Origin of the sequence: Bacillus sp. B1-b2 (assembly GCF_009183415.1) — a bacterium.
Taxonomy (GTDB): domain Bacteria; phylum Bacillota; class Bacilli; order Bacillales; family Cytobacillaceae; genus Niallia.
This window is the reverse complement of the sequence record NZ_WEHU01000001.1, coordinates 347,864-374,074: the sequence shown is the minus strand read 5'-3', so window position 1 is coordinate 374,074 and position 26,211 is coordinate 347,864. Positions and strand designations below refer to the sequence as shown.

The window sequence follows — 26,211 nt, the reverse complement described above, 5'->3', positions numbered from 1 at the left end:
AACCTTACAGTAAAATATGATAAGATGTAATGGTAAAACGCTTTTAATACATATCTATGGAGGTACAAATGACTGATCATTATAAGATATTATTTTTAGATATTGACGGTACAATTCTAACACCAAATGACACCATACAAGATTCAACCAAACAAGCTGTTCATTTAATAAAAGAAAAAGGAATGGAAATCTTCCTTGCTACAGGTAGACCACTACACGAAATCATGGATATCGGAGAAGAATTGGGTATTCATTCATTTATTGGCTATAACGGTGCATATGCCATACATAATGGAAAAGATGTATTTAAAGTTCCCATGAGTGCTGACCTTATAACAAACTATCTTGATATTGCCAAAGATAATGATAATGAATTAATTTTATACACTAACGCCAATAATTTATTAACAAATCCAAACGGTGTCATTACACAAGAATTTTGTAAAAAATTTCATTTAAGACAGAACCGAACTTTTACCTTGGAAGATAAAGAGAATATTCTTGGCATGACCATCACTAATGTAAAAGAAGAAACAATTCAAACATATGAAGCTTATCCGGACATTCATTTATCACAAGTGAATATAGATGGATTTAAACATTCCTATGATGTTATTAGTGATAAAGTAAATAAAGGCTTTGCTGTATCCTTTATTTTAAAAGAACTAGGTATCGACAAGGAGCACTCTATTGCTTTTGGTGATGGGTTAAATGATAAAGAAATGCTTCAAACAGTTGGCGAAGGATTTGCCATGGGAAATGCACACGATAAGTTGTTTTCCTATGCAAAACATAAAACAACCTCTGTAACTGATAATGGAATTTTCAATGGACTGAAACAACTAGGGGTTATTGAAGGATAAAAGGAGGGTTTCCCCTCCTTCTTCATTCAGCTTTTTCTTCTACTTCTTTTACTTCTTCTACTTCTTCTACTTCTTCTGGTGTATAACTTGTTAATTGTTGACTAATTTTTTTATGGTAATAATCCTCGTTCATTTTATAAGAAATTTCGAAAGATGGACTTGTCGCAAATTCCTTTTTGATAAAGTAAAAATTCTCGTCATGTACAGCTTCATCTAATCCCATCATAATCACAATTTCTAGTGAAATTAAATTTTTATTTCTCGTAATATTAACAGTCGGGTTAGTTGATCTTGCCACTTTATTCATTAATTTCTTATTAAAAAGCATGGAAAAATATAATTCATTCCCACTTTTATTTTTCTTATTTAGTTTCAGTAAATAGGAATCCCCCAAATCTACTAATTTCTCACGATCCATTTCTTCCATAGTTAGTATTAGCTTTATGTACGTGTCTTCTACTGGGGAAATATTAATTTTTGTTGAACTCATTTGTATCCTCCTCTTACTTGAAACTGCAAAATGAACACTTCTTATCCTATGACATTTCTGTATAATCTATAACAAAAAAATCATATTCTAGGTTCCACGTTTTTCTATGCAGCATTTTATATAATAGTATAATTGGACCTGTTATGACAAGTTCTTTTATAACAAAAAGAATGTTAGGTAGCTCATTAAAAATATCTTTTTAAAATTTCGTATTAATTTAACCCTATTTTCGACCAGAAGGACATAGGCAGCTTTAAGGTAATTTTACTGGCATCGGTGTATAATAGGAATTAACTATATGATATAGTTATTAAATTTCTATATATGGGGTGTAAGGAAAGAATGAAAGAAATTAAAACACTAGCTGAATTCGAACAAATTATCCATAATGGAGAAACAAATATTATTAAATTTTTCACCACTTGGTGTCCAGATTGTACTAGAATGGATATGTTTATTGGCGAAATTATCGAAGCAAATGCAGATAAAAATTGGTTTAGTTTAAATAAGGATGAATTACCAGAGCTAGCTGAAAAATACGATGTAATGGGTATACCTAGTCTACTTATTTTTAAAAACGGGGAAAAAACAGGTCATTTACATAGTGCAAATGCTAAAACACCTGAGCAAGTGGAAGAGTTTTTAGCAACTAATTAAAGATTAAATAAAAAAGACGAATGAACTTGCATTCGTCTTTTTTTGTTGCCTCACTACTATATTATCCCCATTATCAACCAGTATTTCGTAATCCTGCTGCTATTCCATTAATGGTTAACAATACTTGGTTCATTAATTCAGGATCAGGATTCTCTTCTTCACGCAGTTGTTTTATTAATTCCACTTGGAAGAAATTTAATGGATCTACATAAGGATTTCTACGATAGACAGATTCCTGAATAGATGGTGTATGATCCAACAACTCCTCTATTCCTGAAATTTCTAAAAGGATCGCCTTCGTTTTATTGAATTCTTCTTTAATATTTTCATAAATCCGTGTACCAATATCCTCATTTTCAACAAGTTCAGAATACTCTCTTGCTGTTGTTAAGTCAGCCTTCATGAGTGCCATTTGTAAATTATCAATAGTAGATCTAAAGAATGGCCATTTTTGGTACATATCTTTCAATTTGTTCATATTCCCAGGATCTTTTTGAGCAAACTCTGTTAATCCTGTTCCTGAAGCATACCAGGCTGGTAATAGCTGTCTACTTTGAGTCCATGCAAATACCCATGGAATAGCTCGCAAATCTTCAAAGGTCGTTTTATTTTTTCTACTCATTGGTCGAGAACCTATATTTAAGTTCCCTACCTCATTTAGAGGAGTAGCTTCTTTAAAATAAGTCATAAAATCAGGATCATGGAAAACTAGTGATTGGTATTTCGCTAAAGCAATGGTTGAAATTTCTTCCATACTATTTTCCCATTTACTTCTTTCATCTTTATGACCTGTTAAATCGTCTTTTGAGATATGTGCAAAAGCTTTTAATAAGGTAGAAGTTGCTTGTTCTAGACTACGGAACGCAATATCTTCTAATAAATATCGAGAGGATAAAACTTCTCCCTGCTCCGTAATCTTTACTCCGTCTCCTAATGTTTCTGCAGGCTGAGAAAGAATACTTCTATTTAATGGACCGCCTCCACGACCTAAAGATCCACCACGTCCATGGAAGAATTTCAATCCAATCTGATAAGAACTAGCCATTTTATGGATTTCTCTCTGAGCTTTATATAGCTTCCAGTTGGCAGTTAAAGTTCCACCATCTTTACTTCCATCAGAATAGCCCAGCATAATCTCTTGCTGATCATTCATTTGGCGTAAATGCTCTCGGTAAACAGGCAATTTAAAGAGTGTTTCTACAATCTCAGGTCCAGCAATTAAATCATCAATTGTTTCTAAAAGTGGTGCAACATTTAAATGACTTTCTACTGTTCCGTCTGCATGTAATCGATAGATACCAGCTTCTTTAGCAAGTACTAAAACTTCTAGAATATCACTAGGTGCTTGCGTCATACTTATTAAGTATACATTTATCGCTTGCTTACCAAATGTTTGATGTGCTTCTCTAATCATCGTAAATGTTTTAATCATTTCTTGTGTTTCTTTAGAGTAATCTTCATTCAGTAATAATATTGGTCTTGGATCGTTTAAGATTGTTTCAAGAACCTGCATTTTTTCTGTTTCAGACAATTCTTTATAGTTGTCTACTATGCCAACTTTACGAAGTATTTCATCCATAGCAGCTTCATGTTCTCCACTATGATTTCGAATATCTAAAGTGGCCAAGTGAAAACCAAATAATTGTACTTGACGAATTAATTTTTGCAAGTCTTTTTGTTGATGATCTTTTGGCTGATGCAAGGCAAAGCTTTTTTGAATTAATGTTAAGTCATCAAGCAATTCCTGTGCATTTGTATAACCCTTTTCTGACTTACCATAATGATACAATCTTTCTAGAATAATAGAGAATTTACGACGGTAGATTTCTTTATCTACTTGCCATTTTCTATCAGAGCTTAAATATAACTGTTCTTCTTCCGCAATCGTTTGGATTAATTTTGAACTTACTTTCACTCTGTTTGTAGAATGACTGAATTTTTTCATAAGTTCATTCACTGCATCCATATACTTTCTTATCACTAACTCATTTTGTTTGTGTAGTGTTTGCCATGTAACTTCAGGAGTTACATTTGGATTACCATCCCTATCTCCCCCGATCCATGATCCAAAGGATAAAAAGTTAGGTACTTTCCATTCAAAATTAGGATAGTGATCACAAAGAGCATCTTGAACTTCTTGATGAATTTCAGGAAGAACATCAAATAACGTTTGATCAAAATAGTATAAACCATTTTTTACTTCATCCATAACGGTTGGTCTAATCTGTCTAAGTTCATCTGTTTGCCACATTATCGTAATTTCTTCAAATAATTCCTCATCCAATTGCTTGCGTTCCTTCTTCGTAATCATTGGATTGTCTAAAGCTTTAATAATATTGGCAATTCTCTTTTGAATCTCCAAGATAGATCGCTTCGTCGATTCAGTTGGATGAGCCGTAATAATTAACTCTAAAGACAGTGTATCTAATACACTTTGTATTGCTTCTTCTGACAAGTTTTTCTCTTTAAAAGCTAAAATGGCACTTTCAATTGAAAAAGGTTGAGCACCATGCTCTTCTTTTAATTGATAATCTCTTCTTCTTCTAATACGATGATTTAACTCAGCAACATTTACTAAATGAAAATATTTAGAAAATGCTCTAATTACTTGTCTTCTTACCGGTTTTTCTAAATTTTGCATTTCTGATTTTAATTGATTGTATGTATGTTCATTGTTTGTTTCTCGCAGTTCTTTTGCCAGCTTACGAATAGATTCAACTTTTTCAAGTAATTCTTGCCCACCATGATGGACTAAAACTTCACCTAGTATGTTTCCTAAATGTTTTACATCTTTTCGTAAAGGCAGACTGCTTTCATTAACTTTTAGTCTCGTTGTCATTAGATTACCATCCCTTAATCTAAATATTGTGTAACACATTACTTAAACTAATCGTATCATTATTTTTCGAAAAATTCATTAAGAAAAATCATAAATTAATAGATAGAAAAGATAGGTTTTTAAGTTTTAATCTATTATATGTATCAATTAATTCAAAAAGGAAAATCTCTCATGAAATTCTTCTAAAATTTTACAATTAATTATTACTAATAACTTAACAAAATTTATTATTTCTTGCATAATGAATAATTATGTTACATTAACTTATACCCTAGTTCTTTAATTTTGTAAACAAATTAATATCCATAGACTAAATTTTGATGGTTTGTCTATCAAATTTATAACATATAGAATAGAGTAGAGAATATTTTCATCCAATTTGAAAGAGAACTAGTATATTGATACATACAAAAAAAGAAGTGAACACTTCTCACTGTAGACAATCTATGAAAAAGCAGGTTGTCTATGTTTAATGAGATACGTTTCACTTCACTTGCTTAATGATGATGGTGCTCTTTAGCTGGGTTATAAATAACAAAACCAGGTTGAGGTAAGTGGAAATATTGAATCCAAACTCCATCTAAAAATTCTTTTTCTCTTGTATCTAACAAGATTGGTATTTCTTTATCAGAAATTACTACTTCATCAAACTCTGTTTGTTGATCTAATTTCAAATCATAATGAGCATGATTACCATGATGTTCTGTTATGTAAACACGCAATAGTTCTCCTTCATTTGCCTTACTTAGCATTTGATTCATCACTTTAACAGCGTGTCGATTCACCTTTACTTTCAAAATCTACTCCTCCTATCAAGTTTGTCTACATTTCTCATCTATTGTAATCTTGGGAGGAGTAGTTTGCAAATAAACGGCTCTGAATTGATAAAATCAATTACTTTAGTACACTAATACTTTCTTGTATTTGCTTCCAATCATTTAGCTCTTTCGCATACATGTCAAACAAATCTTTATTAAGACTATCTAGTGATTCATTCACTTTATAAGTCAAATAGTTCATTCTTAATTCCATATCTATTATGGAACTAATTTTCTTCTCTGTAATAAATTCTTCTATTTCATCTATAAACATAAAAAAGTTATATTCATTAATATGTACTAAAAGCATCCATCCGAGTGAATCTACATACTTTCTTTCTTCTGTGATAGTTATTCTATCTCCAACTTGTAGATTAAGTATGAAAGTATGTTCTGGCCTAGGACAAGTACACTCAATTAAATATTGAAATGGAGTTGTTACAATGAAATCATTTGTCATGTTCATACACCTTCCTACTGGGTTCTCGTTAAATACATTTTAATTGAAAATGATTATCAATGTCAACGATTTTCTAGTAGTCAATTATATTAGTAGGTTTCATATAGAAAAAAATGGCTCAGAATGAATATCATTCTGAGCCATCTTCTCAATAAATGCAACATTAAACTGACTGTGTTTTCATTTTGCTTGGTGATGCTTGGATTTTTTGTTTTTCCGTATTTTTCTTTAAGATTTTTTCTTTAAACGTACTCATCATTATAGAAATAATTAATACGGAAACAACACTGTATAGTCCTCTCAAAATACCAATACTGTATAAGCCGACTACAATAACAATAAAATCACAAATAAAATTCGTTCTACCCATATCCCAGTTAAATTGTTTCTGTAAAGTTAAAGATAGAATTTGAACACCACCTAATGATGATCCATTCATAAATAATAGGATAACTCCTACTCCAATGATCATTCCTCCAATAACAGAACCCACTAATGGATGAAAAGCAAGTGGCGGAAATAACTTAGGAATGATACTTGAGAATATAGTTACAAAAGACACTGCTATTATCGTTGAAATAGTAAACTTTCTGCCCATTTTAAAATAGGAAAGAATATAAAATGGGATGTTTATAAGCATAAACATAAGAGAAAATGAAATTGGGACTAGATACGATACACTTAGTGCTAGCCCTGCTGTACCTCCAGTTACAATAGAGGAACTCTTTAGCACATAAAGGCCAAGTGATGTAATAAAACATCCAAGCATTACAATTACGATTTTTTTCAATTTAAAACACTCCTAAAGCAAACAAAAATAATGTAATAAGAAAGGGGAGGATTTTTTAAAATTTCAAGTGGTTTTTTTGTGGAAATATTATACTTATAATGATAGAATATATCTTGGTGTTTTTACATAACATTTTGAATGTATTATTATTAAAATTCCTATATTTTGAACATTTTTAAGAAACATTACATTCACTTTGATAAAAGGGGTATATTTAATAATGGATCAAATCGACATAGACCTTCTTGGTATTTTGCAGGAAGACGCAAGAATAACAGTTAGTGATTTATCAAAAAAATTATCATTAAGCAGACCAAGTGTGTCCGAAAGGTTACTTCGGCTTCAGGAAAAAGGAATAATCTTAGAATTTAGTGCCAGAATCTCTCCAGCGAAACTTGGCAGAGAAACACTTTTATTTATTCAAATCAGTGAATTAAAAGAGGAACCATATGTTTTTGAGGAATTTATAAAAAAGGAAATGGATATCATTGAATGCCATCGTGTAACAGGCCTTGTAAGCTATACGATAAAGGCTGCTGTTTCCGGTATTGAAGGAATGAGAGAGCTTGTTGATCGATTGATTCCTTTTGGAACAATTAACACCTCTGTAATCTTAGCATCTCCCGTTCCATATCGACATATTCTTCCATATAATAAAGAATCCTAATGGTCTATGAATTATAGCCTACAATACATTAAAACGCTTAGGCACTATTTTCACTATAGCACCTAAGCGTTTTTTTATTATTTCTATATCTTGTAGTGATACTTCCTTTTCCTCAGACTAAAAGAATTTAGGTAGTATTTTATGTCTCTTCAAAATAAAAATATGTACATTTACTTTCCTTCTAAAATCGGAAATAATTCTTCCAAAGAATGAATCTCATATATAGGCAATACTTCGTTTCTTTCCTTATTTTCTCGATTAATCCAAACAGATTTCATACCTATTGTATTTGCACCTAGTATATCTGTCATTAAATTATCTCCGACCATCAAACACTCAGATTTATCCACTTTTAGTAAATCAAGAGCATAGTGAAAAATAGAGGCATCTGGTTTTCCTTTACCAAAATCTCCTGAAATGACAATATGATTAAAATATGGAGCTATTTCTGGTGTTATAGCTAGCTTTGTATTTTGTAGATGTGGAGATCCGTTCGTTAACAATAAAAGTTGGTAATGCTCTTTTAATTGATCTAATACCTTAAAGCTTTCTTCATAAAGAAAAGGAGAATTTTTTCTGTTTATTGGAAATGCCTCTGCCATCTGCTTTCCTAGCTCTTGATCATCAATACCAAGAGATAAAAGTCCTTTCGTCCATGCATCTCTTTGATAGGTAGGGGCTATTTCTCTCATTCTTTTAAATTCTGTATGATCATCCACAAATTCTCCCCAAAGTCCTTCAAACGGATTAATTCCAATCATTTGTGTAAAAGGGAACGTTTCATACCCTTCATATAATGTACGAGCTTCTTTTCTAACAGCTTCTTCTATTTTTTCAGCTGGTATCTTATATTTATCTTCTGCTAGTTTACATGTTTTTATGAAAGCCTCTTTTACACTCTTTTTATCCCAGAGTATGGTATCATCCAAATCAAATATTATTGCTTTTATCATACGATATATCTCCTTTAACTATGTATTTAGTAAGCTATATGAAAGTCATTCCTATTATTCTATAGATTACATTCATTCTCCTCATCCGTAAATAAGGTATTTTTTCTATTCGTGCAGCAGTTACAACTTGTTCTTATATCATCATAGTATTAATGTTTAGAATAATTTCAAGCAATTAAAAGAATTCTATAAAAAAAGCAGTCATTATATCTGTTAGACAGAATGACTGCTTTTCTTTTAAAAATATATTAGCATATCAAATCTTTTTCTTTATAAATAAGACTTTTAGGTAATTACTTTCCTTCAAGCTTTTTATAGAAGCAAAATCACTTGGTAGTTCAAATTGTTCCACTATTTCGTAGCTTGCTTTATTATGATCAAAAGCTGCTAAAATAAAACTCTTAAATCGTTTCATATCAAAGGTAGAACAGTTTGTAGATGCCACAATGATGCCATCTCTATTAGTAATACTAATTACTTCCTTAAGAAGTTTCGTATAATCTTTAGATGCACTAAAGGTATGTTTTTTTGATCTCGCAAAGCTTGGTGGATCAAGTACTACCATATCAAAGGCAAGTTTTTTCTTGACTGCATATTTAAAATAATGAAAAACATCTTCTACTATTATCTTTTGTTTTTCTAAATCAAGATTATTTAATAGGAAGTTTTCCTTTGTTTTCTTCAAACTACGATTTGCTAGATCAACACTTGTTGTAGATGCACTTTGTCCCATTGCCGCAGCAACTGAAAATGCTCCCGTATAAGAAAATGTATTAAGGACATTTTTTCCTTTTGCATATTTATCACGAATCGTTTTCCGTACATCACGTTGATCTAAAAAAATCCCCGTCATGGCGCCATCATTTAAATCTACAGCATATTTAATGCCATTTTCAAGGATAGTTATTGGAAAATCACCTTGTGTACCTGTAACGAAATCGTCACCTTCCATATATGTTCCTTTTTGATCAAATCTTTTTTTCTCGTATATTCCTTTTGCTAAGCCTGTTTTTTCTAGAGCATCTATGACCCAATTCTTATATTGGTAAATACCTATGCTATACCATTGGATTAGAAGAAAATCATTGTATAAATCAACGGTAAAACCACCGATTCCATCCCCTTCTCCATTAAATAATCGAAAGGCCGTTGTTTTCTCATCTGCTAATAAAGATGATCTTTTATGAATAGCATTTTTTATTTGGTCTTGAAAAAAATCGAAATTTATTGGTTGATTTTTATCTCTAGTAAGAATCCAACCGATCCCTTTATTTTGGATTGCGTAATAACCTCTACCAATAAAATGATTCTGACCTGTAAAGACATCGATCAGTTGACCTTCTGCTAAGTGTTTTGTATTTCTGATCGCTTCCTTCTCTATCAAGGGGCTATTATTAGAAAGACTTTTCTCGTATTTTGTTTCTAATTGTACTTTTACTATATCCATTGCTTCACCTTTTACTTTCTTCATTCATGCATTTCATTATCTCATTTGAGTTAATAGATATCAATGAACAAAAGGAAAAAGGAACCATGTTTTTGATGCGTTCCTTTTTCCTTTTGTTAATTTGTAGAAGATATAATGTGATCAATAATCCCGTATGTTTTAGCTTCAGTAGCGGTCATAAAAAAGTCTCTTTCCGTATCTCGTGCCACTTTTTCCACTTCTTGCCCTGTTCGTTCGGAGATGATTTGATTAAGATGATCCTTTAACCTTAGAATTCGCTTTGCTGTTATTTCAATTTCCGTCGCTTGCCCTTTTGTACCACCTAAAGGCTGATGCATCATAATTTCACTATTTGGAAGAGCAAATCGTTTTCCTTTCGTTCCCGCTATAAGAAGAATAGCGCCGAATGATGCAGCCATTCCTGTACAAATAGTTCGAATATCTGGCTTTATATATTGCATCGTATCATAAATAGCAAATCCAGCAGAAGTGGAGCCTCCAGGGCTATTAATATAAAGGGAAATATCCTTATCTGGATCTTCAGCAGAAAGAAATAACAACTGTGCCACTATATTATTTGCTACTTGATCGTTAATTTCATCTCCTAGCATGATAATTCGATCCTTCAGAAGTCTAGAATATATATCATAAAAACGCTCTCCATGATTGGATTGTTCAATCACATAAGGTACAGTACTCATTTTAGATTCCTCCTTCTTTATGCGGCCATTAGCATAACACTTTGCTTAGCATATGGCTGTTTTGCCTGATATTTCTTCACGTATTCGGTGATTAATTCTCTTGGATCTTCTTGCTTAAGCACCTTATAATAAAGACTACTTATATTGGACGTGTCACTTTGATCTTCTTCATTAACTTGGCTACCAAGTTTTCTTAGCTGATTCCTCGCTCTAAAAAGAATGGATTTCACTGCTGTTTCTGTAATCATTAAGCATTGTGCTGCTTCTTTTAATTGAAATTGAAATCCCTCTACAAGCATATATACTGTACCTTGTTTAAACGTTAAATTATCAGCTAAATGTTCAGCAACCACCATTTTTGGCAATAATTCATGTATCGTACTGCTTTCATTTGTAAGAAGTTGAGGAAGTTCTTTCTTTTTTCTTATCCAATCTAAACGCTGATTATTAGCTATTTTCTTTAATAATGCAGGTGTGAGCTCACGACTTTCATACTTATTCATCGCCTTTAGAAAGGTCTCTTGAATTAGGTCTTCTTTTTCCCATTTATCCTGAGCAATATATTGACAATATTGATCCAATTTCAGATATAATTCATTAAATTCATATTCCTTTTGTTGTTGCTTCACTTTTCTTCCTCCTTTCTTATTACTTATTAAACGTTTGAATACTATAAAAAGATACGGGTGTAATAATTTTTTTAGAAATATCATACCGATCTCAATATTCCAAATCGAAACCCTACAAAACTAATTGGATATAGAGAAACTGTAAAAACTATACAGATTAAAATAAATTCTGGAGTTAACAAAGGAGCAAATATCGTGATAGGAATAATACGGAAGATAATAAAAGACATTAATAGTACATTAGGTATAAGAGAAAAGAAAAAGGTTCTGATTAAGATTTTTTTAGCACCTAATCCGAATTCTTTCCCTAATTCGTATCCTACAAATAACCAATATATAAAATATAAGATAATCAGGATAGATGGACTACTGGTTAATGCCATCCATAGTTTATTAATAATTGGTACAGGAAAAAGATGATAGATAACTGTCAATAAACAGCCACTGATAAAAAAACATAAATTGGCAAGAAAAAACATCCAATGTGACTTATTCGGGGTAAGGGAAATCACTTGATATATAGAAGCAATAGCAGTAGGTGATCCTAATTTTTCTAGAACTATTTTCATCGCCTCTTCTTCCCTGCATGCTTTTTCCTGACAAATTTCCTCTAATAAATCATAAATATGCCTATTATACTCTGTGCAAATATCCTCGCTGTATTTCTGTTTCTTTAATAACTGGCGAAGCTGCTTTATATATTCTTCTCGAGTGGTAATCATATATTTTTACTACCAATTACTTTATCAATGGTTTGAACAAAATTTCTCCATTCATTTGTTTTTTGTTCTAAAATAAGTTTTCCAGCATCTGTAATCCGATAATATTTCCTTGCTGGTCCTTTCTCCGATTCTTTCCAAAAAGAGTTTACATACTCTTGTTTTTCTAACTTATGTAACGCCGGATAAAGAGTACCCTCTTTCACTTGTAAAGAATAGTCACTTCGTTTTTCCATTTCTTTTACTAGCTCGTAGCCATACATTTCTTTCTCTGCTAATAATTGAAGAAGAATTAAAGACGTACTTCCTTTTACTAATTCTCGATTAAACATAAAAACACCTACCTAGAAATAAAATGTACTATTTGACTATCATTGTATATCCCATTATCAATGAATGCAAGAAATTACCTTTCATTTTCTCAATCCTATACATACCCATTCGCTATGTATAATTTAGAGTGAATCAGGTAAATAATAGGATACTTTGTTTAAGATAGGTGGAAAGGTGTTTTTAATGGCAAAAAATCATAAAAAAGAAGGTATTTTAACCATTATTATTCGGTATCTCATGTTAACTTTAGGAGCAGGATTTGCGGCAATTGCTATCGATTTATTTTTAGTTCCGAATACAATTATCGATGGAGGATTAATAGGAATCTCTCTAATTATTAACTATATGTCTGGTTTTAGTTTTGGTATTCTGGTTTTTATCATAAACTTGCCTTTTCTTTTTGCAGGATATAAATACATCGGTAAAAAGTTCTTTTTATCTTCTCTTTACTCCATTATAATGTTGGCCATATTTGAATGGTTATTTCAATATATTGAATCTCTGCCTATAACAACACAGCCTTTACTTGCGACTGTGTTTGGAGGATTACTTTTAGGAGCAGGTGTTGGGATTGTTATTCGTAATTCTGGAGCACTGGATGGTACTGAAATTCTTGGGATTTTACTTCTTAGGAATATACCTTTTTCTGTTGGAGAATTTGTTATGTTTATTAACGTCTTTATTTTCTCATGGGCAGGATTTGTATTGGGATGGGAACAAGCTATGTTTTCTATTCTTACATACTATATTGCTAGTAGAGCAATTGATGCCATCATACAAGGATTTGATGATACGAAAGCGGCAATGGTCATTTCCAATGAATATGAAGAAATTTCAGATGCACTATCTGATCGACTTGGTAGGGGTGTAACAAAATTGAAAGGAACAGGAGGATATTTAGCTCAAGAAAAAGAAGTACTGTATGTCGTTTTCACTAGGCTTGAGGTGGCAAAATTTAAAAGCATCGTGCTAGACATTGATCCAAACGCATTTATTACCATTATGGATACACAGGAAGCACATGGAGGGAAATTTAATAAAACTGCTAATCATTAAATGCTTACCTGTAGAGAAAAATTGCTATTACTTCTTTTTTATAAAAAATAGCAGATCAAATAAATATTCCGAACTATTATAGAAATAATTCCAGAATAGTTCGGTATAGTTATTACTATTTGATTAAAACTCTTTAATCAAAAGGTATCAAAAGGAATATGCCTTATATTAATGAAAGAATAATAGGCAATGTGATTAAACTTGCTAATGTACTAAAAAAAGTTGCTGTTGAAACAAATTGCGGTTCTGTATCATACTGAAGTGCATACATAGTAGTATTCGCAGCAGCAGGCATACCAGCTAGTAAAATCATAATCTGTTTTAATAGATCATCAACAGGTAATATCATTGTTAATCCCCATGCAACTAGAGGAGCGACAATTAATTTTAATGTTAAAGCAAAAGAAAGAGAACCAATTTGTAAATTCCGAGTAGAAATTGTGGCAAGCTGCATCCCAAGCACTAACATAACAGTAGGAATTGCCGCATCTCCTACTAGCTTAATAGCAGTAAGCATCGTTTCTCCAATTGGTATCTGAAAAAAATGAAAAAGAGCACCAAGTAAAGCTCCATACATTACAGGAACTCTTAGTACTTTCTTCATTGTTTCATTCATGCCAGCACCTTCACTAGAACCTTTCGCGGCATAGTAAACACCTATTGTAACCATAATAAGTTGCTGAATGACCATTAAGATAACAGCATATTTTAAGCCAGGTTCTCCAAATACAAATAGCACCAAAGGCGTACCATAATTCCCATTATTCATAAAAGCAGAAGATAAGATCATTCCACAGGTTTTTCTTACTGTATATCCTTTAAAAAATCCTACAATATAAATAATAAGAACAACGGAAAGTACTAAAACAAGAGCATAAATTGCCATCCATAAATACTCCATATTAAAAGTTGTTTCATAAAATACACTAAATGACAATAATGGAGTCATTAAATATACGGTCATTGTTGAAATCGTCTTCGGTTTAATATCAAGGGTTTTTTGACCAATAAACCCTACTCCAAAGATAAAGAAAATAGGTAATAAGACACTTAAGTATTCCAAAATAACATCATCCATTCTGCATTTACTTGATAGTTACACTATGTATAATCCATTATAATACACTCCATTTTTCGCAATAAGGTGTATAGATAAATAGCAAACTAACTATCTAGTTATAAAAAAACTATTACATTATTCTTAGGTTAGGAATACAGAGGGAAAAGTCACCTCTGTATTCTAAGATATGTGCTGTAATAATTAGTTTCTTACTTGACCTTCTCCGTAAACAAAATATTTAACAGAAGTTAATGCATTTAATCCCATTGGTCCTCTAGCATGTAATTTTTGTGTACTTATCCCAATTTCCGCTCCGTAACCAAATTCAAATCCATCTGTAAAACGAGTACTAGCATTATGGTACACACAAGCTGCATCAACAGTTGATAAAAACAGCTCTGCATTTTTTTCTGATGCGGTAACAATTGCTTCTGAGTGCTTCGTTCCATATGTATTAATATGCTCGATAGCTTCTATAACATCCTCTACCACTTTCACACTTATTTTTAAAGCAGAATACTCTGTATACCAATCTTCCTCTGTTGCTTCTTTTGCTAAAGGAAAATTTTCTTGGACCATTTTATCTCCATATATTTCGACGCTTTGCTCATGTAACGCATTCAATAAAGCTACCCCGTGAGAATGAAACCAGTCTTTTTCCATTAATATCGTCTCTAATGCATTACATACAGAAGGGCGCTGCACTTTTCCATTTAAACTAATACTAAATGCCATTTCTTTATCAGCTGATTGATCGATATAGAGATGACAATTACCAGCACCTGTTTCAATAACTGGTACAGAAGCCTCTCTTACGACTGTATCAATCAACCCTTTTCCACCTCTTGGAATTAAAACATCTAAATATTCTTTTAAATGAAATAGCTCCTTTGCTGTTTCTCGGCTTGTATCTTCTATCAATTGTACTGCATCCACTGGTAAAGCCGATTTCTTCAGTGCACTATGAACGGACTTTACTAGCGCCATATTAGAAGCACTTGCAGAAGAACTTCCACGCAAAATAATACTATTACCCGTTTTTAAAGAAAGACTTGCCGCATCTATCGTAACATTAGGTCTAGCCTCATATATCATCCCCATTACTCCAATTGGCACAGACTTCTTCAAGATTTTCAAGCCATTTTCTTTTTCTATTTCTTCGACAACTGTTCCAACTGGATCTTTTAACTTCACAAGCTGTTCAAGTGCTAAAGCCATATCTTTTACTCTTTTTTCATCTAACATAATTCTATCAAGGACGGAGGTAGACAATCCTGCTTGTTTTCCATTTTCTAAGTCTATTTTATTTTCATTTATTATATAATCCATATCTGTAATAAGCTGTTTGCTAATTAGTAAAAGTGCTTCATTTTTTTCTGTTGTTGTTTTATTTAATAGTTCATAGCTTGCCTTTTTAGCAAGTTTTCCTTTTTGTTTCACTTCTCCCATATTAAACACTCCTTTATTAGGCTTGAACCCATTTATTTCGATGAATGACTTCTATTGAAGTTGGCTGATTAACACTTTCTTTATTATTTCTATTTGCAATCAACTGGGAAAGCTCTTTAGAAGAATATTGAACTTCTCCTTTTCCAATCCTATTTTTCTTCCCATATACTTCTACAACACTACCCTTTTCAAATTCTCCGTCAATTCTTACAATACCTGCTGGTAATAAACTACTTCCTTTTTTCAAAAGTGCATTTTCAGCACCACTATCAACAAAAATCTTACCTTGTACAACAGAATGTAGAGCGATCCATTGACGATTACTATTAATGGAGATTAAATCTTCTGAACCAATATAGGTTCCATCTCCTTTACCTTCTAGAATATCAATTAGTTTTAATTCGCCAGTTCCATTCCCTATAAATACTTTCACTCCCAAAGTAAGTGCCGTTTCAGCGGCGATAAGCTTTGATTTCATACCACCAGTCCCAACTTTTGAACCAGTACCTTTAGCGCCATCCAATAATTCTTCTGTAATTTCAGGAAGATACTGATAACGTTTGGCATGAATATTATCTTTCGGATTACTGTCATATAACCCATTAATATCTGTTAAAATAATTAATTGATCTGCATGAACTAATCCACTTACAAGGGCTGATAACATATCATTATCTCCGAAAGTCAATTCTTCTACAGAAACGGTATCATTTTCATTGATAATGGGCAGTATTCCTCTTTCTAATAGCTCCATTATGGTAGAGTAAGCATTTCTATATCGCTCTCTTTTAGAAAAATCATTTCTAGTTAGAAGAATTTGAGCAGGAATAATTCCATATTTACTTAATTGATCATTATAGCTTTGAATTAATAAACTTTGACCAACTGCTGCAGCTGCTTGCTTTCCTTTTAATGTAACAGGTCTTGATGGATATCCTAGTTTCTTAAATCCTGCGGCAACTGCACCAGAAGATACTAATATCACTTCATGCCCCATTTCTTTCAGGGTAGAAATACTGGAAATATGATCGATAAGCTTTGCTTGATCAATTTCTCCTTTGGCATTAGTTAAAGAACTACTCCCAATCTTTACGACTACTCTTTTTTTCTCCATTTGTATCCTCCAAGATAACTTGCTTTTTTCTATATAAAAAAATAGCCCTACTTCATCCTAATTAAAGGACGAAATAAAGCTATTCCGTGGTACCACCTTTATTGAAACCATACACTTCATTATGTATGGATTCCACTTTGTCTGGTAACGTCAGATATACGCCTATTTTTTATAGGACTTGAAGGGTAGGTTCAGTGGACTCATGTTATGAAGTCTCTCAGCTCATAAACTTCATTCTCTTTTACATTAGTACCCCACATACTGGTCCTTCGCTACGTTCTTTGTTCTTTTTACTCATTATAAGCAGATTTTTATTTACTTTCAATAATATTTTGAAAAGTATAAAGAAAAATTGATTAATTAGTAAACAGACTTTCTTTATTAATCGCCCAGTTTCTAATAGCGAGAGCAACTCCATTTTCTTGATTAGAAGCTGTCACAAAATCAGCCACTTCTTTTACCACTTCTTGAGCATTTCCCATAGCAACTCCAATTCCAGCTTGATCTATCATACTGATATCATTTAAACTGTCTCCTACTGCCATTACTTCATCCATCGTGATTTGTATTAGTTCACAAACCTTTTGTAGACCTTTTGCTTTATTAATCCCTAAAGGATTTACCTCGATATTTACGGGGGAAGAATTAGTAACTTCAAAACAGTTCCTTGTGTGTAACTCTTTAATGATAAGCTCCCTTATAGTATCTTCTTCGATATGAAAACCGAATTTCAACCATTGTGATGTGCTTAAATCTTCTGGCATTTGGTCTAACCATAATCTTTCACTGCTTGTTGCCCACGTTTTGACTTTATGCTTTTGGGTTAACTCCCATAACCATTGAATATGTTCTAATTCCACAAGATTTCGCTCGATTAAATTGCCTTTCCAATCCCAAATTTCACTTCCATTAACAGTAACTAAATAAGAGTTTAATAAAAGACTTTCCGCATGCTCCTTACATGTAGCAATAGATCTTCCTGTACTTAATACTACGTGAATTCCATGTTCCTGTGCTTCTTGAATTGCTTGGCGGTTTTCTAACGGGATTTCTCCATTTTGATCTAGCAATGTTCCATCCATATCTAGTGCAATAAGTTTGATCCTCTTTTGGATATGTTTTAATGTCATTCTGCATTTCCTCCTATTAGTAGAAGTGATGTACTAAACTCGACTGTCATTAGTGCGAAAAGATCCATTCTACTATCTATCTGTATGTATGTTCACTTTCTTGAAAGCTATATAAAATAAATGCGACATTTTCTATCTATTAACATAGTATACTTTTTCCACTTCACTATGTTTAACGTTTTAGTAAAATAACAAATATTTAACAACAACTTTACAACAACATATGCACTAATAAAATCAAAGTGATTTTTATGCAACTCTTTTCTTATTTATGATTATTTTACTACTACTAACACTATGTAATATCATACCGATCATCACAACAGCTATTCCTGTCATACTTAGTGGTGTTGGTAAATGAGATCCAAGGAATAGTATTTCTCCTATAAGTGCAAATAATACTTCAAAGGATTGTGTTGCCTCTACAGCTCCAAGACTTGTCATATTATTTCTTACCATATCCGTGGCTTTAAAAAATAAAACAGTAGCACAAATACCAGAAAACACTGCAACCATCCCAGATTGTACGATTTGTTGATTGTTCGGTAAGCCATCCTGTAAAAATCCTATGACAGATAGTATGATCCAAAAAGGCATACTAGCAATTGTCATTCCTAAGACTCGTTCATATACACCTATTCTTCCATCACAATGCTCCATCATTTTTCTATTTCCTAATGGATAGGCAAATGATGCTAAAATAATAGGTATTAAACAAAATAAGGCGTCTTTCACCGTAATGGATGCAGCAAACTCTATCTGCATAATAAATACTCCGAGTACAATGATAGAAGAAAAAGTCAAACTTTTAAATGGTATTTTCCTTCTAATCTTTGTGTATATTCCATGTTTATTCTTACTAGTTTCATAGAATAATGGAGCAAGGAGTAGTCCAGATACAATGGTTAATTGCCAGGTACCTGCTATTAGCCAACTAGGTCCGAAGGCAGACGCAAAACATATACCTCCATAAAAAATTCCGAAACCAACTGTACTCCATAATAACCATACTTTTGGATATGCTTTGATATCATCCCATACTACCTTTAATTTATTCCTAGATGCTACAATAATTAGTAAAAATGGAACCATAAAAAAATAACGCAAGGATGCACTCCAGATCCAGCTTCCTCCTGCGATATCCATTGATTGATTTAATACAAATGTAAAAGCAAAGAAAAAAGCAGCTAGTATTCCTAAAATAATTGGTTTCATCATTTCCCCTCCTTTATTCACTTATATCCAATATATCGCATATCAGTGAAAAAAAGTAGAATTTTTTCATTATTAAAATAATGATTCAACTAATATAGCTAGATGAAATAGAAAAAGAATGCCTAAGATTAGACATTCCTTTCTATTTCATTCAGATAATTAGGTTACTATTGTCTGTCCGGTCATCCGAAGTTTTTTCTCTATTCATTTGATTTATCTTTGGTATTGAACTCGATGTAAGTTAGCGAAAATACCGTTTCTTTCAATCAACTCATCATGCTTACCTTCTTCTGCGATTCCATTTTCAGTTACGACTACGATTCTGTCTGCATTACGAATGGTTGCTAATCGATGAGCAATTATTAAAGTTGTACGGTTTTTAGCTAAATCATTTAAAGAGTTTTGGATAATTAATTCCGTTTCCGTATCAAGTGCAGAAGTGGCTTCATCTAGGATTAAGATTGGCGGGTTTTTTAAGAACATACGAGCTATTGCTATTCTTTGCTTTTGTCCTCCAGAAAGCTTTAATCCTCTTTCCCCTATTTGTGTTTCATAGCCATCTGGCAACTTATTTATTAAGTCTTCTAAGTGTGCTTTTCTAACTGCTTCATGAATTTCTTCATCTGTTGCATCTAATTTTCCATATGCAATATTCTCTTTTAGTGTGCCTGTAAATAGAAATACATCCTGCTGAACAATTCCTATTTGAGAACGTAGAGATTGCATGGTCATATGACGAATATCCATGCCATCAATGGTGATAGCACCCGCATTCACATCATAGAACCTTGGAATTAAAGAACAAATAGTAGTTTTACCTGCACCAGAAGGTCCAACAAAGGCAATTGTTTCACCAGCGCTAATGGATAAATCTATATCCTGTAATACTGGGTTACTATCATAACTAAAGCTCACCTTGTTTAACTTGATATTTCCATCTAGGGAATTCACTTCTATTGCATCTTCACGATTTTGAATTTTAGGTTCAGAGTCTAATAACTCTAAGAATCGCTTAAAACCTGCCATCCCTTTTGGATATAATTCTAATAATGCACTGATTTTGTCAATTGGTTTTTGAAGAATATTAACAAACAATACAAATGATACTAGTTCACCAATCATCATTTCTCCATTAAATGTTAACCATGCTCCATACACTAAAACTGCTAGTGTAAAGAATCTCATTAACATATATACAGAAGATGATGTAAACGACATTACTTTATAAGCCCCAATTTTTGCTTTACGGAATCTTTGGTTATTTGTTGAAAATCTAGAGATCTCATACTCTTCATTTGTAAAGGATTGAACTACTCTAACACCAGAAACACTATCTTCAATACGAGCATTCACATCTGCAATGTCGCCATACATAGATCCCCATGCTTTGTTCATGCTTCTGTTACAATACGTGATTAACCAAATAAGGATAGGAACTATAATAATAACAATAAAAGCTAATTTCACATTAATAGTTAGCATAATCCAAAAAGAACCAACAAAAGTCATAATGGCAATAAATAAATCTTCTGGTCCGTGGTGAGCTAATTCGCCGATATCAAATAGATCATTTGTTATTCTACTCATAACATGGCCTGTTTTCGTATTATCAAAAAACGAAAAAGATTGTCTTTGGACATGTGTAAATAATTGAGCTCTCATATCTGTTTCAATATTAATCCCTAGCTTATGACCCCAATAATTCACGATATATTGAAGATATGTACTTGTAATATATAAAGCTAATAAGCCTATGCTGACAGAAACAATGGTTGCCCAATTTCCATCTGGTAGTAAATCGTCGATAAACCATGATACAGCTAATGGAAATGCCAACTCTAACAATGCTACTACAATAGCACTACTGAAATCTAAGGTAAATAATTTCTTATGTGGTTTATAATAAGTGAAAAAACGTTTTATCATCTCGTACTCCTTTATTATCTTTGTAGCATGAAAATGGTACTATCATACCCTCCTTCAATTATCAGATTCGCTCATTGAGAATCATTATTGATTATATTATTTTCTGCTTAAGAGTACAAGAATTATTTTTAAATTCGAAATAATGTGGATGCTAGCATTTTTTTACTTTAAATATAAAATCATATGTGATTCATCTAAGTAAGCCCCTTTATACTTTAAAGCATTTAATTCTTTGCCAAAAATCTTAAAACCAAAAGATTCATATAGGTTTGTTGCTTTTTTATTAGTGGAAACAACACTTAGTATCAATTGCTCCAATTTATGCTCTTTTGCCAAAGCTATAACAGATTGAAGCATTTTTCTCCCTAATCCTTGATTCCTATATTCTTTTTTTATATAGAATAATAAAATATTTCCTTTGTGCTTTAATTTTGTATAGACTTCTCTCTGTAAAGTAATAGTTCCAATTAGCTCTTCTGAATTAAAACACCCTATTGTCATTCGAAAAGGATCTTTTAATTGAGTAGAAACGGCTTTGATAGGAGAAGAACGGTTTAATTCCTCTTCTAGTGTTAATAAAAATGCTTCAGGACTTTCTTTTAAAGCTGTTAATCGTAAATTCCAGTATGCTTTTGCTTCTTTTGCATGTAGTAACCTTAACTCCAATTGCTAATTCACCCCTTCTTTCCTTAGTCTAGCGAAAATATATATATCTATAGTTTAATTCTCTTCTATTAAATACATTCCTCCTTCCATTGTTCATTTAAGGACAACTTAACGTACATTTCGTGTTAGAATGAGAAAAATGAATTTTTAAAATGAAAGGTTGTCTACTTATGCATATTGTACACTCTACTTTTCATGTACCATCGGAAAAAGCAGGAGAGGTTATTGAAATTTATCAAAAACGTTCAAGACTTGTTGATAAGAATCCAGGCTTTCTTCGTTTCTTATTATTACAAAATGATAAAAACAAAGGAGAGATAACGGTTCATATGGAGTGGGAGACGAAAGAAGATTATTTAAAATGGGTAAGAGGAAATGAATTTAAAAAAATTCATGAATTAGAGAAAAAATACCCTGATCAAGAGCTAGCTTCCATTATTCCCAATGTAAAACAATTCTCCATCGTTGCAGAATAATCGATAAGCCTAGCATAAAGCTGTGATTTTCCATGCTTTATACTAGGCTTATGCTTTCCCCTCTTATGGTATGGGACGGATGTCTTATCTAACAGATTCTTTACTTTCTTTTTTACTTGCTGCAATCAATTCTTGTATTTCTTCTAATTTATTTTGCTCAAATAATTCTACTATTTTACTGCCGACAATTACTCCATCACAATACTCTGTCATTGCCTTGACATGTTCTGGTGTAGATATTCCAAATCCTGCTAATACAGGAATAGGACTAACTTCTTTTACTTGTAACAAATGCGGTCCTAAATGTTCATTAAAAGTAGTTCTTGCACCCGTTATCCCTGTCACTGTAACGGCATACAAAAAACCATTTCCCTTTTTTGCAATCATTTCAATTCGTTCTATGGGACTAGTTAACGTTACTAGACGAATAATCTCAACATGATACTTCTTTGCAAGACCTAAAAGTATTTCTTCCTCTTCCACTGGTAAGTCTGGAATGATGATACCATTAATAGAAGCTTTTTCACAATCCTGGAAGAATGCTTGTAATCCATAAGCTATAACGGGATTTAGATATGTCATCATAATTAAAGGGATGGTTGTTGATTCTCTAAATGATTGTATGGTTTGAAATACACCCTTTAATGTTGTTCCATTTTGTAATGAGCGGATACCTGCTGCTTGGATAATCGGGCCATCAGCTACTGGATCAGAAAACGGAATACCTAATTCTATTGCTGTTGCTCCTGCTTGTTCAAGAAAAAGGATTTTTTCCTTTAAAGTATCTAGTCCACCATCTCCTGCCATTATATAAGGAACAAAGGCTTTATCTCCATTTTCTAACACTTTATTGAACGCTTCGTTTATTGTTATCATCTTAATCCTCCATTCTATCCATTACTGTGTTTACATCCTTATCTCCTCTGCCAGATAAGCAAACAATAATACCTTCTTCTTTTGCCATTGTTCCTGCAAGTTTCACTGCATAACTAATTGCATGTGCACTTTCTAATGCTGGAATAATACCTTCTACTTTACATAACAGCTTTAGTGCTGAAAACGCTTCATCGTCTGTTACTGACTCATAGTTGACGCGTCCAATATCATGTAAATAACTATGCTCTGGGCCAATACCTGGATAATCTAATCCTGCTGAGATAGAATGTGCTTCTTGAATCTGGCCGTCTTCATTTTGTAATAAGTACATATAGGAACCATGTAAGACACCTGGTTTACCTTTCGAAAGAGAAGCAGCGTGTTTATCTGTATCGAGGCCATGTCCAGATGCTTCTACACCATACAAAGCTACACTCTTGTCTTCGATAAACGGATAAAAGATTCCCATTGCATTGCTTCCGCCACCAATACAAGCAACAATTGCATCAGGTAATGTATTTGTTTTCTCTAAATATTGCTTTTTTGCTTCTATTCCAATAATACTTTGGAAATCTCGAACCATCATTGGGAAAGGATGTGGTCCCATTACTGAGCCTAAAATATAATGTGTATCTAGTACGTTAGAAACCCAGTATCTTAAAGCCTCGTTACAAGCATCTTTTAGTGTTGCGCTACCTGATGTTACACTAACAACTTTGGCTCCTAGCAATTCCATTCTGAAAACATTTAGCTTTTGTCTTCTAATGTCTTCTTCTCCCATAAAAATAGTACATTCTATATTTAAAAGTGCGCATGCTGTTGCTGTTGCTACGCCGTGCTGACCTGCTCCTGTTTCTGCTACTACTTTCTTTTTCCCCATTCTTTTTGCGAGTAGGGCTTGCCCTAAGGAATTATTGATTTTATGTGCTCCTGTATGATTTAAATCTTCTCTTTTTAAGTAAATTTTTGCTCCACCTGCGTATTTTGTTAGGTTTTCTGCGAAATAGAGTGGTGTTTCTCTGCCTACATAATCTTTTAATAATAATGATAGTTCTTCTTGGAAGCTTGGGTCTTGTTTTGCTTTTTGGTATTCTGTTTCTAATTCTAATACTGCTTGCATGAGTGTTTCTGGTACATATCTGCCACCAAATTTTCCGAAATGGCCTGTTTTATCTGGAAATGTGTATGTTTCTGTCATTTTGTACTCCTCTTTTCTTTTTGGTTTGAGATGTAAAGATATTTAGTAGAATAATATTATAAAAAACTGATTAATAAGGACGTTGATTTCCGCTGCAGGGGTTCGCTCCAATCAACTTGGTAAATATTTTAGCTATCTCACAAATGCTAAATAGATATATTCATGAAAGGCAAAAAACGATTGATTTTTTGTATTAATGCTATACTTTTTATGTGTGAATGCTTAAACCCTAACCTTCTAAAAACATTATCACTTTCTTCTGCTATATTAAAAATCTGCTTGATCTTATGTCATTGCCTTCTGTAAAAACTCTTTTATCTTATTAAAATCTTTTTCTCCATTTGTCTCTACACCGCTGCTAACATCTAGCATGTAAGGATTTGCTGATTCTTTGGCTAGTTGTAGATTTTCTATGTTTAATCCTCCTGCTAGTATTACTTTTTTGCCTTGGAAGTCTTGGTTATTTAATAGGCTCCAATCGAAGGCTATTCCGTTACCTCCGTGGTATTTTCCTCTTGGGCTATCTAGTAATATATATTCACAAGCATATTCTCTTACATTTTCTAAATCTTCTATAGTAGCAATACTAAATGCTTTAATAACTGGTATGTTAAAACTTTTTACAAATTCAGGGGATTCGTCTCCGTGAAGCTGGATGACGTTTATTCCTGATACTCGAACGATTTCATCAATAGTCTCTTTAGTCTCATTTACAAATACCCCTACTTTTACTAACTCTTTTGGCAGCTGGTCTATAATTTCTTTCGCTTTTTCAGGAGTAATTTTTCTCTTACTTTCTGCAAAAACAAAACCAATGGCTTTTGCTCCGTTTTCTACTGAACATGTTGCTGCTTCTATTGTTTTTATTCCACATATTTTTACATTCACTTTTATCACACCTTTAGCGAAACTTTCATTTCTGATAATGTTTGCTCTAAATCTGTTGCTCTCATAAAGGTTTCTCCAACTAGTATTGCTTTGGCTCCTGATGCTGTCACTCTTTCTACATCTTCCAAACTTGAAATACCACTTTCACTTACTAAATATCTATTATTCTCTTTAATAAGAGCTGCTAATTGCTCTGTTGTATCAAGTGTTACTTCAAAGGTCTTAAGATTACGATTATTCACGCCAATTAATTTAGCATTTGTTTTTAGTGCACGCTGTAATTCATCTTCATTATGAACTTCTAATAATACCTCTAACTCTTTTTCTGTAGCATAGTTGTAAAGTTTCTGTAGTTGATCATCATCTAATGCTGCTGCAATTAATAAAATAATATCCGCTCCATAATGCTTAGCAAAATCAATTTGAATGGTGTCAATAATGAAATCCTTACATAAAATCGGTACATTTACTGCTTTTCGAACAGCTTCTAAATCTTGATATGTTCCTTTAAAAAAAGGAGTGTCTGTTAAGACAGAAATAGCGTCCGCCCCAAATTGCTCATATTGTTTAGCCTGCTGTTCTGGGTCAAGATGGATATTAATATCTCCTTTAGAAGGAGAGGCTCTTTTAAACTCGGCTATGATAGACAAGTTTGTGTTCTTCTCTAATCTAGCTATAAGTGACCTTTTAATACTACTTTTCTCTTCAAAAGTTAGTTCTTTTTTCCGATCATATAGCTCTTTTACTACCTGATGTTTCTCTGCAATAATGGTATCAAGAATAGTCATTAT

The 26,211-nt window shown here is 32.6% G+C and carries 27 protein-coding genes; 5 read left to right on the top strand and 22 right to left on the bottom strand.

The window, feature by feature from the left end; genetic code table 11:
• The first annotated feature begins 68 nt into the window (after positions 1-68).
• Positions 69-863, top strand: coding sequence for an HAD family hydrolase (locus F9279_RS01845; RefSeq protein WP_152110915.1), 795 nt, complete (start codon positions 69-71; stop codon positions 861-863).
• A gap of 22 nt (positions 864-885) precedes the next feature.
• Here the strand turns inward: F9279_RS01845 and F9279_RS01840 are convergent, their stop codons facing one another.
• Positions 886-1,353, bottom strand: a complete 468-nt coding sequence (locus tag F9279_RS01840; RefSeq protein WP_152110914.1) for a hypothetical protein — start codon at positions 1,351-1,353, stop codon at positions 886-888.
• A gap of 342 nt (positions 1,354-1,695) precedes the next feature.
• Here F9279_RS01840 and F9279_RS01835 point away from each other — a divergent pair, with 342 nt between their 5' ends.
• Positions 1,696-2,010 carry a thioredoxin family protein gene (locus F9279_RS01835; RefSeq protein ID WP_152110913.1) on the top strand — a complete coding sequence of 105 codons (315 nt, stop codon included), beginning with the start codon at positions 1,696-1,698 and terminating at the stop codon, positions 2,008-2,010.
• Positions 2,011-2,083: 73 nt separating this feature from the next.
• Here F9279_RS01835 and ppc read toward each other — a convergent pair whose 3' ends face one another.
• From ppc to F9279_RS01815, 4 genes are all read right to left on the bottom strand, one after another.
• Positions 2,084-4,849, bottom strand: coding sequence for a phosphoenolpyruvate carboxylase (gene ppc, locus F9279_RS01830; protein WP_152110912.1), 2,766 nt, complete (start codon positions 4,847-4,849; stop codon positions 2,084-2,086).
• A gap of 497 nt (positions 4,850-5,346) precedes the next feature.
• The gene (locus tag F9279_RS01825; protein ID WP_152110911.1) at positions 5,347-5,646 is read right to left on the bottom strand and encodes an iron-sulfur cluster assembly accessory protein; all 300 of its coding nucleotides are present in this window, start codon (positions 5,644-5,646) and stop codon (positions 5,347-5,349) included.
• Between the two features lie 97 nt (positions 5,647-5,743).
• Positions 5,744-6,133 carry a hypothetical protein gene (locus F9279_RS01820; RefSeq protein ID WP_152110910.1) on the bottom strand — a complete coding sequence of 130 codons (390 nt, stop codon included), beginning with the start codon at positions 6,131-6,133 and terminating at the stop codon, positions 5,744-5,746.
• A 157-nt stretch (positions 6,134-6,290) separates the two neighbouring features.
• Positions 6,291-6,917, bottom strand: a complete 627-nt coding sequence (locus F9279_RS01815; RefSeq protein ID WP_152110909.1) for a YitT family protein — start codon at positions 6,915-6,917, stop codon at positions 6,291-6,293.
• A gap of 220 nt (positions 6,918-7,137) precedes the next feature.
• Here F9279_RS01815 and F9279_RS01810 point away from each other — a divergent pair, with 220 nt between their 5' ends.
• Positions 7,138-7,584, top strand: coding sequence for an Lrp/AsnC family transcriptional regulator (locus F9279_RS01810; protein WP_152110908.1), 447 nt, complete (start codon positions 7,138-7,140; stop codon positions 7,582-7,584).
• A 170-nt stretch (positions 7,585-7,754) separates the two neighbouring features.
• Here the strand turns inward: F9279_RS01810 and F9279_RS01805 are convergent, their stop codons facing one another.
• From F9279_RS01805 to F9279_RS01780, 6 genes are all read right to left on the bottom strand, one after another.
• Entirely contained in the window at positions 7,755-8,537 is a 783-nt protein-coding gene (locus F9279_RS01805) for an HAD family hydrolase (RefSeq protein WP_152110907.1), read from the bottom strand.
• Positions 8,538-8,793: 256 nt separating this feature from the next.
• On the bottom strand, positions 8,794-9,984 hold the full coding sequence (locus F9279_RS01800) for a class I SAM-dependent rRNA methyltransferase (protein ID WP_152110976.1): 1,191 nt from the start codon (positions 9,982-9,984) through the stop codon (positions 8,794-8,796).
• Positions 9,985-10,100: 116 nt separating this feature from the next.
• The gene (gene clpP, locus F9279_RS01795) at positions 10,101-10,706 is read right to left on the bottom strand and encodes an ATP-dependent Clp endopeptidase proteolytic subunit ClpP (RefSeq protein WP_264298212.1); all 606 of its coding nucleotides are present in this window, start codon (positions 10,704-10,706) and stop codon (positions 10,101-10,103) included.
• Positions 10,703-11,314 carry a sigma factor gene (locus F9279_RS01790; protein WP_193224394.1) on the bottom strand — a complete coding sequence of 204 codons (612 nt, stop codon included), beginning with the start codon at positions 11,312-11,314 and terminating at the stop codon, positions 10,703-10,705. Before F9279_RS01790 ends, clpP begins: the two co-directional genes overlap by 4 nt.
• Positions 11,315-11,394: 80 nt before the next feature.
• The gene (locus tag F9279_RS01785) at positions 11,395-12,036 is read right to left on the bottom strand and encodes a hypothetical protein (RefSeq protein WP_152110904.1); all 642 of its coding nucleotides are present in this window, start codon (positions 12,034-12,036) and stop codon (positions 11,395-11,397) included.
• The gene (locus tag F9279_RS01780; protein ID WP_152110903.1) at positions 12,033-12,365 is read right to left on the bottom strand and encodes a PadR family transcriptional regulator; all 333 of its coding nucleotides are present in this window, start codon (positions 12,363-12,365) and stop codon (positions 12,033-12,035) included. The genes F9279_RS01785 and F9279_RS01780 overlap by 4 nt, the downstream gene beginning before the upstream one ends.
• A gap of 184 nt (positions 12,366-12,549) precedes the next feature.
• Between F9279_RS01780 and F9279_RS01775 the strand changes: the two genes are divergently transcribed.
• Positions 12,550-13,422: a YitT family protein gene (locus F9279_RS01775; RefSeq protein ID WP_152110902.1), complete on the top strand. Its 873-nt coding sequence runs from the start codon at positions 12,550-12,552 to the stop codon at positions 13,420-13,422.
• A gap of 163 nt (positions 13,423-13,585) precedes the next feature.
• On the opposite strand, the gene F9279_RS01770 is transcribed toward F9279_RS01775, so the two are convergent.
• The 7 genes from F9279_RS01770 to F9279_RS01740 all read right to left on the bottom strand — a co-directional run bounded on the left by F9279_RS01770 (position 13,586) and on the right by F9279_RS01740 (position 21,982).
• Complete coding sequence (locus tag F9279_RS01770) at positions 13,586-14,485, bottom strand: AEC family transporter (RefSeq protein WP_152110901.1); 900 nt, start codon at positions 14,483-14,485, stop codon at positions 13,586-13,588.
• A gap of 198 nt (positions 14,486-14,683) precedes the next feature.
• Positions 14,684-15,931: a glutamate-5-semialdehyde dehydrogenase gene (locus F9279_RS01765; protein WP_152110900.1), complete on the bottom strand. Its 1,248-nt coding sequence runs from the start codon at positions 15,929-15,931 to the stop codon at positions 14,684-14,686.
• Between the two features lie 16 nt (positions 15,932-15,947).
• Positions 15,948-17,045: a glutamate 5-kinase gene (gene proB, locus F9279_RS01760; protein WP_152110899.1), complete on the bottom strand. Its 1,098-nt coding sequence runs from the start codon at positions 17,043-17,045 to the stop codon at positions 15,948-15,950.
• Between the two features lie 356 nt (positions 17,046-17,401).
• Positions 17,402-18,175 carry an HAD family hydrolase gene (locus F9279_RS01755; protein ID WP_152110898.1) on the bottom strand — a complete coding sequence of 258 codons (774 nt, stop codon included), beginning with the start codon at positions 18,173-18,175 and terminating at the stop codon, positions 17,402-17,404.
• A 249-nt stretch (positions 18,176-18,424) separates the two neighbouring features.
• The gene (locus F9279_RS01750) at positions 18,425-19,390 is read right to left on the bottom strand and encodes a multidrug resistance efflux transporter family protein (RefSeq protein WP_152110975.1); all 966 of its coding nucleotides are present in this window, start codon (positions 19,388-19,390) and stop codon (positions 18,425-18,427) included.
• A 213-nt stretch (positions 19,391-19,603) separates the two neighbouring features.
• Positions 19,604-21,316, bottom strand: a complete 1,713-nt coding sequence (locus F9279_RS01745; protein ID WP_152110897.1) for an ABC transporter ATP-binding protein — start codon at positions 21,314-21,316, stop codon at positions 19,604-19,606.
• 162 nt (positions 21,317-21,478) lie between these two features.
• A complete protein-coding gene (locus tag F9279_RS01740; protein ID WP_152110896.1) occupies positions 21,479-21,982 on the bottom strand; it encodes a GNAT family N-acetyltransferase in 504 nt (167 codons plus the stop codon).
• A gap of 170 nt (positions 21,983-22,152) precedes the next feature.
• Here F9279_RS01740 and F9279_RS01735 point away from each other — a divergent pair, with 170 nt between their 5' ends.
• Positions 22,153-22,458 (top strand): antibiotic biosynthesis monooxygenase family protein, encoded by a 306-nt coding sequence (locus tag F9279_RS01735; protein ID WP_152110895.1) that lies wholly within the window; start codon positions 22,153-22,155, stop codon positions 22,456-22,458.
• A gap of 84 nt (positions 22,459-22,542) precedes the next feature.
• Here the strand turns inward: F9279_RS01735 and trpA are convergent, their stop codons facing one another.
• The 4 genes from trpA to trpC all read right to left on the bottom strand — a co-directional run bounded on the left by trpA (position 22,543) and on the right by trpC (position 26,211).
• On the bottom strand, positions 22,543-23,334 hold the full coding sequence (trpA, locus tag F9279_RS01730; protein ID WP_152110894.1) for a tryptophan synthase subunit alpha: 792 nt from the start codon (positions 23,332-23,334) through the stop codon (positions 22,543-22,545).
• 1 nt (position 23,335) lies between these two features.
• Positions 23,336-24,532 (bottom strand): tryptophan synthase subunit beta, encoded by a 1,197-nt coding sequence (gene trpB, locus F9279_RS01725; protein ID WP_152110893.1) that lies wholly within the window; start codon positions 24,530-24,532, stop codon positions 23,336-23,338.
• 285 nt (positions 24,533-24,817) lie between these two features.
• Positions 24,818-25,420 carry a phosphoribosylanthranilate isomerase gene (locus F9279_RS01720; protein ID WP_152110892.1) on the bottom strand — a complete coding sequence of 201 codons (603 nt, stop codon included), beginning with the start codon at positions 25,418-25,420 and terminating at the stop codon, positions 24,818-24,820.
• 5 nt (positions 25,421-25,425) lie between these two features.
• Complete coding sequence (gene trpC, locus F9279_RS01715; protein WP_226793121.1) at positions 25,426-26,211, bottom strand: indole-3-glycerol phosphate synthase TrpC; 786 nt, start codon at positions 26,209-26,211, stop codon at positions 25,426-25,428.